The 14,757-nt window shown below is 60.8% G+C and carries 12 protein-coding genes; 6 read left to right on the forward strand and 6 right to left on the reverse strand.

What is annotated here, in order from left to right; all coding sequences use genetic code 11:
• The first annotated feature begins 1 nt into the window (after window position 1).
• Entirely contained in the window at window positions 2-1,027 is a 1,026-nt protein-coding gene (gene hemH / locus BFN10_RS19560) for a ferrochelatase (protein ID WP_071491058.1), read from the forward strand.
• Between the two features lie 60 nt (window positions 1,028-1,087).
• Here the strand turns inward: hemH and BFN10_RS19565 are convergent, their stop codons facing one another.
• Together BFN10_RS19565 and algW are read right to left on the reverse strand one after the other, a co-directional pair.
• The gene (locus tag BFN10_RS19565; RefSeq protein ID WP_071491059.1) at window positions 1,088-3,184 is read right to left on the reverse strand and encodes a TonB-dependent siderophore receptor; all 2,097 of its coding nucleotides are present in this window, start codon (window positions 3,182-3,184) and stop codon (window positions 1,088-1,090) included.
• 112 nt (window positions 3,185-3,296) lie between these two features.
• The gene (algW, locus tag BFN10_RS19570) at window positions 3,297-4,451 is read right to left on the reverse strand and encodes a Do family serine endopeptidase AlgW (protein ID WP_071491060.1); all 1,155 of its coding nucleotides are present in this window, start codon (window positions 4,449-4,451) and stop codon (window positions 3,297-3,299) included.
• Between the two features lie 101 nt (window positions 4,452-4,552).
• On the opposite strand from algW, the gene BFN10_RS19575 reads away from it, so the two are divergent.
• The 3 genes from BFN10_RS19575 to cysN all read left to right on the forward strand — a co-directional run bounded on the left by BFN10_RS19575 (window position 4,553) and on the right by cysN (window position 8,394).
• Window positions 4,553-5,311, forward strand: a complete 759-nt coding sequence (locus BFN10_RS19575) for a Nif3-like dinuclear metal center hexameric protein (protein WP_071491061.1) — start codon at window positions 4,553-4,555, stop codon at window positions 5,309-5,311.
• A gap of 257 nt (window positions 5,312-5,568) precedes the next feature.
• Complete coding sequence (gene cysD, locus BFN10_RS19580; RefSeq protein WP_005784641.1) at window positions 5,569-6,486, forward strand: sulfate adenylyltransferase subunit CysD; 918 nt, start codon at window positions 5,569-5,571, stop codon at window positions 6,484-6,486.
• A gap of 9 nt (window positions 6,487-6,495) precedes the next feature.
• Window positions 6,496-8,394, forward strand: a complete 1,899-nt coding sequence (gene cysN / locus BFN10_RS19585; RefSeq protein WP_071491062.1) for a sulfate adenylyltransferase subunit CysN — start codon at window positions 6,496-6,498, stop codon at window positions 8,392-8,394.
• Window positions 8,395-8,569: 175 nt separating this feature from the next.
• On the opposite strand, the gene BFN10_RS19590 is transcribed toward cysN, so the two are convergent.
• The 3 genes from BFN10_RS19590 to BFN10_RS19600 all read right to left on the reverse strand — a co-directional run bounded on the left by BFN10_RS19590 (window position 8,570) and on the right by BFN10_RS19600 (window position 11,939).
• Window positions 8,570-9,469, reverse strand: coding sequence for an acyltransferase (locus tag BFN10_RS19590; protein WP_071491063.1), 900 nt, complete (start codon window positions 9,467-9,469; stop codon window positions 8,570-8,572).
• Window positions 9,470-11,569 carry a phosphate acetyltransferase gene (gene pta / locus BFN10_RS19595; RefSeq protein WP_071491064.1) on the reverse strand — a complete coding sequence of 700 codons (2,100 nt, stop codon included), beginning with the start codon at window positions 11,567-11,569 and terminating at the stop codon, window positions 9,470-9,472.
• A 79-nt stretch (window positions 11,570-11,648) separates the two neighbouring features.
• Complete coding sequence (locus tag BFN10_RS19600; protein WP_071491065.1) at window positions 11,649-11,939, reverse strand: DUF3565 domain-containing protein; 291 nt, start codon at window positions 11,937-11,939, stop codon at window positions 11,649-11,651.
• Between BFN10_RS19600 and BFN10_RS19605 the strand changes: the two genes are divergently transcribed.
• Window positions 11,938-12,423, forward strand: a complete 486-nt coding sequence (locus BFN10_RS19605; RefSeq protein WP_027606858.1) for an FKBP-type peptidyl-prolyl cis-trans isomerase — start codon at window positions 11,938-11,940, stop codon at window positions 12,421-12,423. The two genes, BFN10_RS19600 and BFN10_RS19605, sit on opposite strands and share 2 nt — an antisense overlap.
• Before the next feature lie 176 nt (window positions 12,424-12,599).
• Here BFN10_RS19605 and rpsT read toward each other — a convergent pair whose 3' ends face one another.
• Window positions 12,600-12,878: a 30S ribosomal protein S20 gene (gene rpsT, locus BFN10_RS19610; protein WP_016976313.1), complete on the reverse strand. Its 279-nt coding sequence runs from the start codon at window positions 12,876-12,878 to the stop codon at window positions 12,600-12,602.
• Between the two features lie 253 nt (window positions 12,879-13,131).
• On the opposite strand from rpsT, the gene murJ reads away from it, so the two are divergent.
• A complete protein-coding gene (murJ, locus tag BFN10_RS19615) occupies window positions 13,132-14,670 on the forward strand; it encodes a murein biosynthesis integral membrane protein MurJ (RefSeq protein WP_071491066.1) in 1,539 nt (512 codons plus the stop codon).
• Window positions 14,671-14,757 lie beyond the last annotated feature (87 nt).

Genomic DNA, 14,757 nt, shown 5'->3' on the forward strand with positions numbered 1-14,757 from the left:
CATGACGGATCACGCGTTGTTACTGGTCAACCTGGGCTCGCCGGCGTCCACTTCGGTGGCGGATGTGCGCAGCTACCTCAATCAGTTCCTGATGGACCCTTATGTGATCGACCTGCCGTGGCCGGTGCGGCGCTTGCTGGTGTCGCTGATCCTGATCAAGCGCCCCGAGCAGTCGGCGCATGCCTACGCCTCCATTTGGTGGGACGAGGGTTCGCCGCTGGTGGTACTCAGTCGTCGCCTGCAACAGCAGATGACCGCGCAGTGGACCCAAGGCCCGGTGGAATTGGCTATGCGTTATGGCGAGCCATCGATTGAAAGCGTGCTGACCCGCCTCGCAGCCCAAGGCATCCGCAAGGTCACCCTGGCGCCGTTGTACCCGCAATTTGCCGACAGTACCGTGACCACGGTGATCGAGGAAGCCAAGCGTGTGGTGCGCGACAAAAAGCTCGACGTGCAATTCTCGATCCTGCAGCCGTTCTACGACCAGCCCGAATATCTCGACGCTCTGGTCGCCAGCGTGCGGCCCTACGTGGAACAGGATTACGACCACCTGCTGCTGAGTTTCCACGGCTTGCCTGAGCGCCACTTGACCAAGCTCGATCCTACCGGCCAGCACTGCTTCAAGGATGCCGACTGCTGCAAGAATGCGTCCGCCGAGGTGCTCAAGACCTGCTATCGCGCGCAGTGCTTCAGCGTCGCCCGCGACTTTGCCACACGCCTGGGCTTGCCCGAAGACAAGTGGTCGGTGGCCTTCCAATCGCGCCTGGGCCGCGCCAAGTGGATCGAACCCTACACCGAGGCTCGCCTTGAAGCATTGGCCCGGCAGGGCGTGAAAAAGCTGCTGGTAATGTGCCCGGCGTTCGTCGCCGATTGCATCGAGACGCTGGAAGAAATCGGCGATCGCGGGCTGGAGCAGTTCCGCGAGGCCGGGGGCGAGGAGCTGGTGCTGGTGCCGTGCCTGAATGATGATCCGCAGTGGGCGAAGGCGCTCAATTCCCTTTGCGAGCGCGCACCGACGGCGCTGTAACCGAACAAAGTGAAGATCAAGGTGTGGGAGGGGGCTTGCCACCTCCCACATTTGGTTTTGTTACAGGTTGAGGGTCAGGCTGACCGTAAGATTGCGCGGTTCGCCCGGGCTGATCCAGTAGTTGCTGTACGACCGCTCGTAATACTTCTCATCAAACAGGTTATTGAGGTTCAAGCCCACGGTAATGTTGTCGGTGGCCTTGTAATGGGCCAGCAGATCAACCGTGTGGTAGGCCGGCAGTTCGAAGCCCGTGCCAGCCTCGCCGGAGCGATCCCCTACATAGGTGAGCGCCGCCCCCAGGTCTGAACCCCGCAACGCGCCATCCTGGAACTCATACACCCCCAACAGGCTGCCGCTGCGCTTGGCCACGCCGAGAATCCGGCTGCCGGCGGGAATGGTCGTGTCGCCCTTGGTGACTTCGGCGTCGATGTACGCAAAGGCACCTATTACGCGTACGGCCTCCGTCACTTGCCCCGTCAGTTGCAGGTCGAAGCCCTGGCTACGTGCCTTGCCCATGGCGCGGTTGGTATTGGTGGACGGGTCCAGCGCGAGCACGTTTTCCTTTTCGATATGGAACGCGGCGAGGGTGGTGCTGAGGCGATCATCGAACAGTTCGCTTTTGATCCCGACTTCGTAACCCACGCCTTCTTCCGGTTTGAAGGTTTTGCCGTTGGCGTCCAGGCCGCTGTTGGGTTTGAACGAGGTGGAGGCATTGGCGAACACCCCGACTTGCGGTGTGAGCTGGTAAAGCAGGCCGGCGCGTTGGGTCAAGGCGTCGTGGGTTTGCCGGCTCTTGATGTGGTTGCGCGTGAAGTCATCGGTGCTCTGCTCGAAATGCTCGAAGCGCGCGCCAACCATGCCGCGCAGGCGATCGGTGAAGACGATCTGGTCTTGCAGGTTCAGCGCGTGGCTCTTGGTCTGTTCGAAGAAGTCGGTGCCGGAGCGCTGGCCGTTGGGCTTGGGTTGGCCGTAGACCGGGTTGTAGATGTCGATGGCGTAGGGGCTGCCGGCGATAGTGGTCACGCGCTCCTTCTTGCGGTAGTCCTCGTATTCGGTGCCGACCAGCAGTTCGTGCTGCCAACTGCCGATGTCGAACAGGCCGCGCAGTTCGAGTTGGGTAATGCTGTCGTGCCAACCGGTTGAGCGTTCGCGGTAGCGGCGGTTAACGGTATGACCGTCGATGTTCAGCGCACGGTTTTCCGAGGCGTCACCCCACAGGCTGCCTTGTTTGTAGTGGCTGGCCAGGCGCAGTTTCCACGCATCGTTGAGGTGATGCTCAAGGGTGGCCTGGAGACGGTTGTTGTGGTTGTCGATATCGCCGTCGTTGGGTTCGCCGAGGAAGGTGGAGCGAGATACGCCGGGGGCGTCGACGATGCCACGGTCGAAGGTAGAGCTGTGGCGGACGAATTCACTCTCGACGAGCAGACTGGTATCCGGGTCCAGTTGCCAACTGAACGACGGCGCGACGAATACCCGCTTGCTCTGCACGTGATCGCGGAAACTGTGGTTGTCTTCCACCGCCAGGTTGACCCGCGACAGCACGTTGCCTTCGCTGTCCAGCGGGGTGTTCACGTCCACGGCGGTGCGATAGCGGTCCCAACTGCCGGCGCTGGTTTGCAAGGTTGTGAAGGCTTCAGGCTGGGGCTTCTTGGTAACGATATTCACCGTGCCACCGGGATCGCCGCGCCCATACAGGCTGGCGGCGGGCCCCTTGAGCACTTCGATGCGCTCGACGTTCGCCGCGTCCGGTGTACTCGGGTAGCCACGGTTGGCGCTGAAGCCGTCCTGATAGAACTCCGACGTGGTGAAGCCACGCACGCTGTACTCGTAGAGGGTCAGGCCGCCGAAGTTGTTCTGCTTGGACACGCCGCCGGCAAATTCCAGGGCCCGCTCCACGCTGGTACTGCCCAGGTCCTTGAGCACAGTGGCGGGAATCACGCTGATGGATTGCGGGATGTCGCGAATGGCGGCGTCGGTTTTTGTCGCGCTGGCGGAGCGGGTGGCACGGTAGCCTTTGACCGGGCCGGTGGTGGACTCATAGGCATCGGTGGTGACGCTGATGGTATCGAGCTCCAAGGTGTTTTCTTCGGCGAAGGCGGGGTCGAGCAACAAACCCAAGGCCAGGCCAGCCAAGGGGGCGATTCTTCGAGACGGCATGATAGAGCGTTCCAATAGCGATATTGAAACAATATAACATGCCTAATGAGAATGAATTGCTTTGAAATATCCGTTTACAGGTGCCCGAGAGCGGGCACCTGTTCAAGGTGGCTTATTGCTCTTCCTTGACCGGCGCAGGCGGCGGACGCAGCCCGATTTCCGCCAGCAGCTTGATCTCTTTGCCGTTGCGCATGACCTGGATCGCCACCTTGTCGGTCGGCTTGATCCGCGCCACTTGGTTCATCGACTTGCGGCCATCACCGGCCGGTTCGCCGTTGATGCTGAGGATCACATCCCCCAGTTGCAGGCCGGCTTTCTGTGCGGGGCCATCGCGGAAGATCCCGGCGACCACGATGCCTGGGCGTCCGGTCAAGCCAAACGACTCGGCCAGTTCCTTGGTCAATGGTTGTACTTCAATCCCCAGCCAGCCGCGAATCACCTGGCCATGCTCGATGATCGACTTCATCACCTCCATCGCCAACTTCACCGGGATCGCAAACCCGATGCCCTGGGAGCCGCCGGACTTGGAAAAGATTGCCGTATTGATGCCCGTCAGGTTGCCATTGGCGTCCACCAATGCGCCGCCGGAGTTACCTGGGTTGATCGCGGCGTCGGTCTGGATGAAGTCTTCGTAGCTGTTGAGGCCCAACTGGTTGCGCCCGGTAGCGCTGATAATGCCCATGGTCACGGTCTGGCCTACGCCGAACGGGTTGCCGATGGCCAGCGCCACGTCACCCACGCGCAAACCGTCGGAACGGCCGAGGGTGATGGACGGCAGGCTCTTCAGGTCGATCTTCAGTACCGCGAGGTCGGTTTCCGGGTCGCTGCCCACTACGCGGGCCAGGGTTTCGCGGCCGTCACGCAGGGCCACCACAATCTGGTCGGCGCCAGTGGTCACGTGGTTATTGGTGAGGATGTAACCTTCGGGGCTCATGATCACCCCGGAACCCAGGCTGGATTCCATGCGACGCTGCTTGGGCCCGTTGTCACCGAAGTAACGGCGGAACTGCGGGTCTTCAAACAGTGGATGGGCCGGTTTGTTGATGACTTTAGTGGTGTACAGGTTGACCACGGCAGGAGCGGCGATCACCACGGCATCGGCGTAGGTCACCGGGCCTTGCACCACCGAGTTGCTTTGCGGCGCCTGTTGCAGGTTCACATCCAGGCTGGGCAGACCCACCAGCCCGGGGTAACGCTGAATAATCAGCATCGCGATCAGCACGCCAGCCAGCAATGGCCATCCAAAAAAACGCAGCGCCTTGAGCATCAAGTAAGTCCTGACAGGTTGCAGGGGGCGGGAGAGCGCCCATAATGTCGCGCATTATACGAGGCTGTGACGCCTGCGAACCGGATATTTAGGAGTCTTTTATGGCCGTCCCCCTTACCACCCTCGTCGAGGAAGCAGACCGCTACCTCGGCAGCGCGAAAATTGCCGACTACTGCCCCAATGGCCTGCAGGTCGAGGGCCGGCCCCAGGTCATGCGCATCGTCAGCGGCGTGACCGCCAGCCAGGCCCTGTTGGACGCGGCCGTCGAAGCCCAGGCTGATCTGGTCCTGGTGCACCACGGTTACTTCTGGAAAGGCGAAAACCCTTGCATCACTGGCATGAAGCAGCGCCGCCTGAAGACGTTGCTCAAGCATGACATCAGCCTGCTGGCCTACCACCTGCCGCTGGACCTGCACCCCGAGGTCGGCAACAACGTGCAGTTGGCCCGTCAACTGGACATTACCGTCGAGGGTCCGCTGGACCCGGACAATCCCAAAATCGTCGGGCTGGTCGGCTCGCTCGCCGAGCCCCTGTCGCCCCGCGACTTTGCACGCCGCGTGCAGGACGTCATGGGCCGCGAGCCGTTGCTGATCGAAGGTAGCGAGATGATCCGCCGCGTCGGCTGGTGCACCGGTGGTGGCCAGGGCTACATCGACGACGCGATTGCGGCCGGTGTCGACCTGTTCCTCAGCGGCGAGGCTTCCGAGCAAACCTTCCACAGCGCCCGCGAAAACGACATCAGCTTCATCGCCGCCGGTCACCATGCCACTGAGCGCTACGGCGTACAGGCGCTGGGCGATTACCTGGCGCGGCGCTTCGCGTTGGAGCATTTGTTCATCGACTGCCCCAACCCAATCTAACAAACACCACCGAACAAATGTGGGAGGGGGCTTGCCCCCGATGGCGGTGGATCAGCTACTCATGCAGTGACTGACACATCGCTATCGGGGGCAAGCCCCCTCCCACACTTGACCGCGATTAACCCCAAACTCCGTGGTATATCCATATACCGTTTCGATCTAGCTGGCTCCCTGAATAGAAGCAGGTGCTGTGCTAGCATGCCCCGCTCGAACACGGCCCGCTGGCCGTCCATAAGATCGTTTTTCCGTGAGTAACCATGGTCGACAAACTGACGCATCTGAAACAGCTGGAGGCGGAAAGCATCCACATCATCCGCGAGGTCGCCGCCGAGTTCGACAACCCGGTGATGCTCTACTCGATCGGTAAAGACTCCGCCGTGATGCTGCACCTGGCGCGCAAAGCCTTCTTCCCGGGCAAGCTGCCGTTCCCGGTGATGCACGTCGACACCCGCTGGAAATTCCAGGAGATGTACAAGTTCCGCGACAAGATGGTCGAAGAACTGGGCCTGGACCTGATCACCCACGTCAACCCGGACGGCGTGGCGCAGGGCATCAATCCGTTCACCCACGGCAGCGCCAAGCACACCGACATCATGAAGACCGAAGGCCTCAAGCAGGCCCTGGACAAGCATGGTTTCGACGCAGCCTTTGGCGGTGCCCGTCGCGATGAAGAGAAATCCCGCGCCAAAGAGCGCGTGTACTCGTTCCGCGACAGCAAACACCGCTGGGACCCGAAGAACCAGCGCCCCGAGCTGTGGAACGTCTACAACGGCAACGTCAACAAGGGCGAGTCGATCCGCGTGTTTCCGCTGTCCAACTGGACCGAGCTGGACATCTGGCAGTACATCTACCTGGAAGGCATTCCAATCGTGCCGCTGTACTTCGCCGCCGAACGTGAAGTGATCGAAAAGAACGGCACGTTGATCATGATTGACGACGACCGCATCCTCGAGCACCTGTCCGACGAAGACAAAGCCCGAATCGTCAAAAAGAAAGTACGTTTCCGTACCCTTGGCTGCTACCCGTTGACGGGCGCGGTGGAGTCCGAAGCCGAAACGCTGACGGACATCATTCAGGAAATGCTCCTGACGCGAACTTCCGAGCGCCAGGGCCGTGTCATCGACCACGATGGCGCAGGCTCGATGGAAGATAAAAAACGTCAAGGCTATTTCTAAGGGGCTGTCATGTCGCATGTATCTGATTTGATCAGCGAGGACATCCTCGCCTACCTGGGCCAGCACGAGCGCAAGGAAATGTTGCGCTTCCTGACCTGTGGCAACGTCGACGACGGCAAGAGCACCTTGATCGGGCGCCTGCTGCACGACTCCAAGATGATCTACGAAGATCACCTGGAAGCCATCACCCGCGATTCGAAGAAATCCGGCACCACCGGTGACGACATCGACCTGGCCTTGCTGGTCGACGGTCTGCAGGCCGAGCGGGAGCAGGGCATCACCATCGATGTCGCCTACCGCTACTTCTCCACCGCCAAGCGCAAATTCATCATCGCCGACACCCCCGGCCATGAGCAGTACACCCGCAACATGGCCACCGGTGCCTCCACCTGTGACCTGGCGATCATCCTGATCGACGCGCGCTATGGCGTGCAGACCCAGACCCGTCGTCACAGCTTCATCGCCTCGTTGCTGGGCATCAAGCACATCGTGGTGGCCGTCAACAAGATGGACATCAATGGCTTCGACCAAGGCGTATTCGAGCAGATCAAGGCCGATTACCTGAAGTTCGCCGACGGTATCGCCTTCAAGCCGAGCACCCTGGCCTTTGTGCCGATGTCGGCGCTCAAGGGCGATAACGTGGTGAACAAGAGCGAGCGTTCGCCCTGGTATACCGGCCAGTCGCTGATGGAGATCCTCGAAACCGTCGAGATCGCCAACGATCGCAACTACACCGACCTGCGTTTCCCGGTGCAGTACGTCAACCGTCCGAACCTGAACTTCCGTGGTTTCGCCGGCACCCTGGCCAGCGGCATCGTGCACAAGGGCGATGAAGTCGTGGTGCTGCCGTCGGGCAAGAGCAGCCGCGTCAAATCCATCGTCACCTTCGAAGGTGAGCTGGAGCACGCCGGCCCTGGTCAAGCGGTGACGCTGACCATGGAAGACGAGATCGACATCTCCCGTGGCGACCTGCTGGTGCATGCCGACAACGTGCCGCAAGTGACCGACGCCTTCGACGCCATGCTGGTGTGGATGGCCGAAGAACCGATGCTGCCGGGCAAGAAATACGACATCAAGCGCGCCACCAGCTACGTGCCGGGTTCCATCACCAGCATCGTGCATCGCGTGGACGTGAACACCCTGGCTGAAGGCCCGGCGAGTTCGTTGCAGTTGAACGAGATCGGCCGGGTCAAGGTCAGCCTTGACGCGGCCATCGCCCTGGACGGCTACGACAGCAACCGCACCACTGGCGCGTTCATTGTTATCGACCGCCTGACCAATGGCACGGTGGCTGCGGGCATGATCATCGCGCCGCCGGTCAATCATGGCGGCTCTGCGCAACACGGCAGCCTCGCGCATGTCGCCACCGAGGAGCGCGCACTGCGCTTCGGCCAGCAACCGGCGACCGTGCTGTTCAGCGGCCTGTCTGGCGCCGGCAAGAGCACCCTGGCCTATGCGGTCGAGCGCAAGCTGTTCGACATGGGCCGTGCGGTATTTGTGCTGGATGGCCAGAACCTGCGCCACGACCTGAACAAGGGCTTGCCGCAGGACCGTGCCGGTCGCACCGAGAACTGGCGTCGTGCCGCGCATGTGGCGCGTCAGTTCAACGAAGCGGGCCTGCTGACCCTGGCTGCGTTCGTTGCGCCGGATGCCGAAGGCCGTGCACAGGCCAAGGCGTTGATCGGCGACGATCGCCTGCTGACTGTCTATGTGCAGGCCTCGCCACTGGTGTGCGCCGAGCGTGATCCGCAGGGGCTGTACGCTGCTGGTGGGGATAACATCCCTGGCGAGTCCTTCCCGTACGACGTGCCGTTGAATGCCGATCTGGTGATCGACACCCAGGCCCTGTCGCTGGAAGAGAGCGTCAAGCAAGTGCTGGAGCTGTTGCGTCAGCGCGGCGCGATCTAACCCTCGCGGCCACAAAAAAGCCCGCCACCGAGTGATCGGTGGCGGGCTTTTTACATATTAACAAATGTGCACACTGCCAATGTGGGAGCTGGCTTGCCTGCGATAGCGGTCTGCCAGTTGATATATTTACAACAGATCCACCGCTTTCGCAGGCAAGCCAGCTCCCACATTTTGATCACTGTTTACCTGGGAAGTCTTTGTGCAGCTTTTCCAGCAGTTGGTCCTTGTCTTCCCACAACCGATTGATCCACCCCTGGAACGCCAACCGATAATCCCCATCCTGCTCATAATTCTTGCCAATGAACTCAGCCGGAATCTGCACTTCCTCAAAGTGCACCACCACGTCCCGCACATTCCCGCACAGCAAATCCCAATAACCTGGGCGCCCAGCCGGGTAGTGAATGGTCACGTTCACCAGTGACTTCAACTGCTCCCCCATGGCATCCAGCACAAACGCGATGCCTCCGGCCTTGGGCTTGAGCAGGTAGCGGAACGGCGATTTCTGCTGGGCATGTTTACCGGCAGTAAACCGCGTGCCCTCGGCAAAGTTGAAAATACCCACCGGGTTGTCGCGAAACTTCGCACAGGTCTTGCGGGTGGTTTCCAGGTCCTTGCCTTTCTTTTCCGGGTGTTTTTCCAGGTAGGCCTTGGTGTAGCGCTTCATGAACGGGAAGCCCAGCGCCCACCACGCCAGGCCAATTACCGGCACCCAGATCAGCTCCTGCTTGAGGAAGAACTTCAGTGGGCGAATCCGCCGGTTCAGCACGTATTGCAGCACCATGATGTCGACCCAGCTCTGATGGTTGCTGGTCACCAGGTACGAGTGCTGGTAGTCCAGCTCTTCCAGCCCGGTGATGTGCCAGCGGGTGCACCGTACCAGGTTCATCCAGCCCTTGTTGTTGGTCACCCAGGCCTCATGGGTGTGGTTCATCAGCCATTCGCTGAAGCGCTTGGCAAACGGCAAGGCCTTGAACAACGCCACGATAAACAGGAACGAACACAACAGGATCGTATTCAGCGCCAACAACAGCGACGCGATCACCCCGCGCACGGCGGCAGGTAGAAAATCCAGCATTTAGATATCCATAGGTCGGTTGGCGGCTTGGATCGCAGTCAGTGCGATGGTGTACACGATGTCGTCCACCTGGGCGCCGCGCGGCAGGTCGTTGACCGGTTTGCGCAGGCCCTGGAGCATCGGCCCCAGGCTCACGCAATCGGCACTGCGCTGCACGGCCTTGTGCGTGGTGTTGCCGGTGTTCAGGTCGGGGAACACAAACACTGTGGCCTTGCCGGCGACCTGGCTGTTGGGGGCCAATTGCCGGGCCACGTTTTCGTTGGCGGCGGCGTCGTATTGCAGCGGGCCGTCGATCAGCAGCGAGCTTTGCTGTTCGTGGGCGAGCAGGGTAGCTTCGCGGACTTTTTCCACTTCCTCGCCGCTGGCCGAATCGCCGCTGGAATAGCTAATCATCGCCACGCGCGGGGTGATGCCGAACGCAGCCGCCGAGTCAGCGCTTTGCAGGGCGATCTCCGCCAGTTCGGCGGCGCTCGGGTGCGGGTTCATCACGCAGTCGCCGTACACCAGCACCTGCTCGGGGAACAGCATGAAGAATACCGATGACACCAGGGTGCAGCCCGGTGCGGTCTTGATCAGCTGCAGGGCAGGGCGGATGGTGTTGGCGGTGGAGTGAATGACGCCAGACACCAGGCCGTCCACCTCATCCAGTGCGAGCATCATGGTGGCGATCACCACGGTGTCTTCCAGCTGTTGCTCAGCCATGGGGGCGTTGAGGCTTTTGCTCTTGCGCAGCGCCACCATCGGCTCGACATAGCGTTGGCGGATCAGGTCCGGGTCGAGAATCTCCAGGCCTTCGGGCAATTCGATGCCCTGGGCGCGGGCAACCGCTTCCACATCAGCCGGCTTGGCCAGCAGCACGCACCGGGCAATGCCCCGTGCCTGGCAGATCGCGGCGGCTTGCACGGTCAGCGGCTCGCTGCCTTCGGGCAACACGATGCGTTTGTTGGCAGCCTGGGCGCGCTGGATCAGCTGGTAGCGGAACACCGCCGGCGACAGGCGCATTTCCCGTGGTGTGCCGCAACGTTGGTGCAGCCAGCGCGCATCGAGGTGGCTGGCGACGAAATCCGTGATGATTTCCGCGCGCTCGCGGTCATCAATCGGGATTTCCTTGTTGAGGCTGTTGAGCTGGTTGGCGGTGTCGTAGGAGCCGGTACTCACCGACAGCACCGGTAGCCCGGCCTGGAACGCGCCACGGCACAGCTCCATGATGCGTGGGTCGGGCAGGGTGTCGCTGGTCAGCAGCAGGCCGGCCAGGGGGACGCCGTTGATCGCGGCCAGGCTGACGGCGAGGATGATGTCGTCGCGGTCGCCGGGGGTCACCACCAGCACGCCGGGCTTGAGCAGCTCCACGGTGTTGCGCATGGTGCGTGCGCAAATGATGATCTTGGTCATGCGCCGGGTTTCGTAGTCGCCAGCGTTGAGGATCTGCGCGCCCATCAGGTCGGCCACGTCGCGGGTACGCGGTGCGTTGAGTTCCGGTTGATAGGGAATGCAGCCCAGCAGGCGGAAATCACCGCTGCGCAACAGCGGCGAATGTTCTTTCAGGCGAGCCGAGAAGGCTTCCATGCTTTCGTCGGTGCGCACTTTGTTGAGGATCACGCCGAGCACTTTCGGGTCTTTCGGGCCGCCGAACAGTTGGGCCTGCAATTCCACGCGACCTGAGAGTTCGGTGAGCACCTCGTTTTCCGGGGCAGACACCAGGATCACTTCCGCATCCAGGCTCTTGGCCAGGTGCAGGTTGACCCGCGCCGCATAGCTGGCGCTGCGGGTGGGCACCATGCCTTCGACGATCAATACGTCCTTGCCCACGGCGGCTTGCTGGTACAGCGTGATGATCTCTTCGAGCAACTCGTCGAGCTGGCCGTCGCCGAGCATGCGCTCTACGTGGGCCAGGCCCAGCGGCTGCGGCGGCTTGAGGCCGTGAGTGCGCGCCATCAGTTCGGTGGAGCGCTCGGGGCCGGTGTCGCCGGGGTGCGGCTGGGCAATCGGCTTGAAAAAACCGACTTTCAGCCCGGCCCGTTCAAGGGTACGCACCAGCCCAAGGCTGATGGAGGTCAGACCCACACCAAAATCGGTGGGCGCGATAAAAAAAGTCTGCATGCGGATTCTCTGGAGGTGCATGGCTTGGGTGGCGCTCTATGGCTGAGCGTCTACCGCGAATCAGGCGCCAAGGTTATCGTTATTCGCGCTCCCGCGCACACCAGCCGCAGGCAAAGGGCTGGCCTATTTTTTCAATACGTTGCACGGGGTCCAGCACCCAGGCGCGTGACTGCCACGGCGGCTGGTGGCGCAGGTGCTGGGTGTGGCCACAGGACAGCTCGGCAACCCAGTGCTGGTCGTCGTCCTGGTGGAACCCGATGATGAAGGATGCCGTTGATCGGCCCCGTCTGTCCGGGTTCTGTTCGCTTTCGGGCAAATCCTTGTTTAGACTTGTCCGTTCTTCATTCTTATGCAAAAGGTCTCGCCCCATGACGATCGCCGCTAACAAGGCTGTCTCCATCGACTATACCCTGACCAACGACGCTGGTGAGGTCATCGACAGCTCAGCCGGCGGCGCGCCGCTGGTCTACCTGCAAGGCGCAGGTAACATCATCCCAGGCCTGGAAAAGGCCCTGGAAGGCAAGAGCGTCGGTGATGAGCTGACCGTTGCCGTAGAACCTGAAGATGCCTACGGCGAGTACTCGGCCGAACTGGTCAGCACCCTGAGCCGCAGCATGTTCGAAGGTGTCGACGAGCTGGAAGTGGGCATGCAGTTCCACGCTTCCGCGCCGGACGGCCAAATGCAGATCGTCACCATCCGTGATCTGGACGGCGACGACGTCACCGTCGACGGCAACCACCCGCTGGCTGGTCAGCGCCTGAACTTCCAAGTGAAGATCGTTGCCATCCGCGACGCTTCCCAGGAAGAAGTGGCTCACGGCCACGTTCACGGTGAAGGCGGTCACCACCATTGATTGTGGTTTGATCAATCGGTAGCAAAAACGCCCCGACTGGTTCGGGGCGTTTTTTTGCGCTTGAAAAAATGTGGGAGGGGGCTTGCCACCTCCCACAACAAAAATGCCCCGGACCTTTCGGTACGGGGCATTTCTTAACTGTTTCGCAACCGGGGCTGCGTGGCAGTTGTTACCACTTAGGCTGCAGCAGCAACGCTCAGAGCCTTGATGTGGCCATTCAGGCGGCTCTTATGGCGAGCGGCCTTGTTCTTGTGGATGATGCCTTTATCGGCCATACGGTCGATAACTGGCACAGCCAGAACGTAAGCAGCTTGGGCTTTTTCAGCGTCTTTGGTGTCGATGGCTTTAACTACATTCTTGATGTAGGTACGAACCATGGAACGCAGGCTGGCGTTGTGGCTGCGACGCTTCTCAGCCTGTTTTGCACGTTTTTTGGCGGAAGGTGTGTTGGCCACCGTCGAGCTCCTCGAAAGACTTTTTAGGAAATAGCAAACAAAATAGGCCGCGAATCATGCCGATGACTTGATGGGTTGTCAAGGGCGGCTGATGCGAACTGCTGAGTGGTCGATCTGAAGAGGCGGGTGATTTATTTCCGGCGCTTGACCTGTAAACTCGCGAGCTTTGGCTCTGTGCTGTTGCAGGCGCGCAGTATCGCATAAGTGGGCGCTTTGTACGCCTGCTCTTTATCTAAAGGCGCAAACTCTTTCAATGAATCTGCTCAAATCGTTGGCCGCCGTCAGCTCTATCACGATGATCTCCCGGGTCCTGGGGTTTGTGCGTGACACCCTGCTGGCGCGCATTTTTGGCGCCAGCATGGCCACGGATGCCTTCTTTATTGCGTTTAAATTGCCCAACCTGCTGCGGCGGATCTTCGCTGAAGGTGCGTTCTCCCAGGCATTCGTGCCGATCCTGGCCGAGTACAAGACCCAGCAAGGCGAAGAAGCCACCCGTACCTTCATCGCGTACGTCTGCGGCCTGTTGACCCTGGTGCTGATGCTGGTGACCATCCTTGGCATGCTCGCCGCCCCCTGGGTGATCTGGGCCACGGCCCCCGGTTTTGCCAATACCCCGGAAAAATTCGCGCTCACCACTGATCTGCTGCGAGTGACCTTTCCTTATATATTGCTGATCTCCCTGTCATCCCTGGCCGGGGCGATCCTCAATACCTGGAACCGCTTCTCGGTGCCAGCCTTCGTGCCGACCCTGCTGAACGTCAGCATGATCATCTTCGCGCTGTTTCTCACGCCGTACTTCGACCCGCCAGTGATGGCGCTCGGCTGGGCCGTATTGGCCGGTGGCCTGGCGCAACTGCTCTACCAACTGCCACACCTGAAAAAGATCGGCATGCTCGTATTGCCACGCCTGAACCTCAAGGACACTGGCGTATGGCGCGTGATGCGCAATATGCTGCCGGCGATCCTGGGTGTTTCCGTGAGCCAGATTTCCCTGATCATCAACACGGCGTTCGCCTCGCTGCTGGTATCGGGCTCGGTGTCGTGGATGTACTACGCCGACCGCCTGATGGAGCTGCCGTCCGGCGTGCTCGGCGTGGCCCTGGGCACGATTTTGTTGCCGACCCTGTCGCGCACCTACGCCAGCAAGGACCGCCAGGAATACTCGCGCATCCTCGATTGGGGCCTGCGCCTGTGCTTCGTGCTGGTGTTGCCGTGCGCACTGGCCCTGGGGATCCTGGCTGAGCCGCTGACTGTGTCACTGTTTCAATACGGCCAATTCGATGCCCACGACGCACTGATGACGCAACATGCCTTGGTCGCCTATTCCGTTGGCTTGCTCGGCATCATCGTGATCAAAGTGCTCGCCCCAGGCTTCTACGCCCAGCAAAACATCCGTACACCAGTGAAAATCGCGATTTTCACGCTGATCGTCACGCAACTGCTCAACCTGGTGTTTATCGGTCCGCTGGCCCATGCCGGCCTGGCCCTGGCCATCAGTGCGGGCGCGTGCATCAACGCAGGGCTTTTGTTTTACCAGTTGCGCAAGCAGCAGATGTTCCAGCCACAGGCCGGCTGGTGTCTGTTCACCCTCAAGCTGCTGGTGGCGGTCGGGGCGATGTCGGCCGTGTTGCTGGGGTTGATGCACTTCATGCCCGCTTGGGATGAGGGCCATATGCTGGAGCGCTTCCTGCGCCTGGGTGCGCTGGTCGTTGCCGGTGTGGTGGTGTACTTCGGGATGTTGCTGCTGCAAGGCTTCCGCCTGCGGGATTTCAATCGCAAGTCCCTGGGTTAGAGAGTTTGCCGCGATAAAACGGTTGTTTTATCGATTCGACCCATTTGGCCTGTTCAGTTGCCTGTCGTCCGGGGCCGGGTGTGGTTA

It is taken from the genome of Pseudomonas extremorientalis, assembly GCF_001870465.1.
In the GTDB taxonomy this organism is placed as follows: Bacteria; Pseudomonadota; Gammaproteobacteria; order Pseudomonadales; family Pseudomonadaceae; genus Aquipseudomonas; species Aquipseudomonas extremorientalis.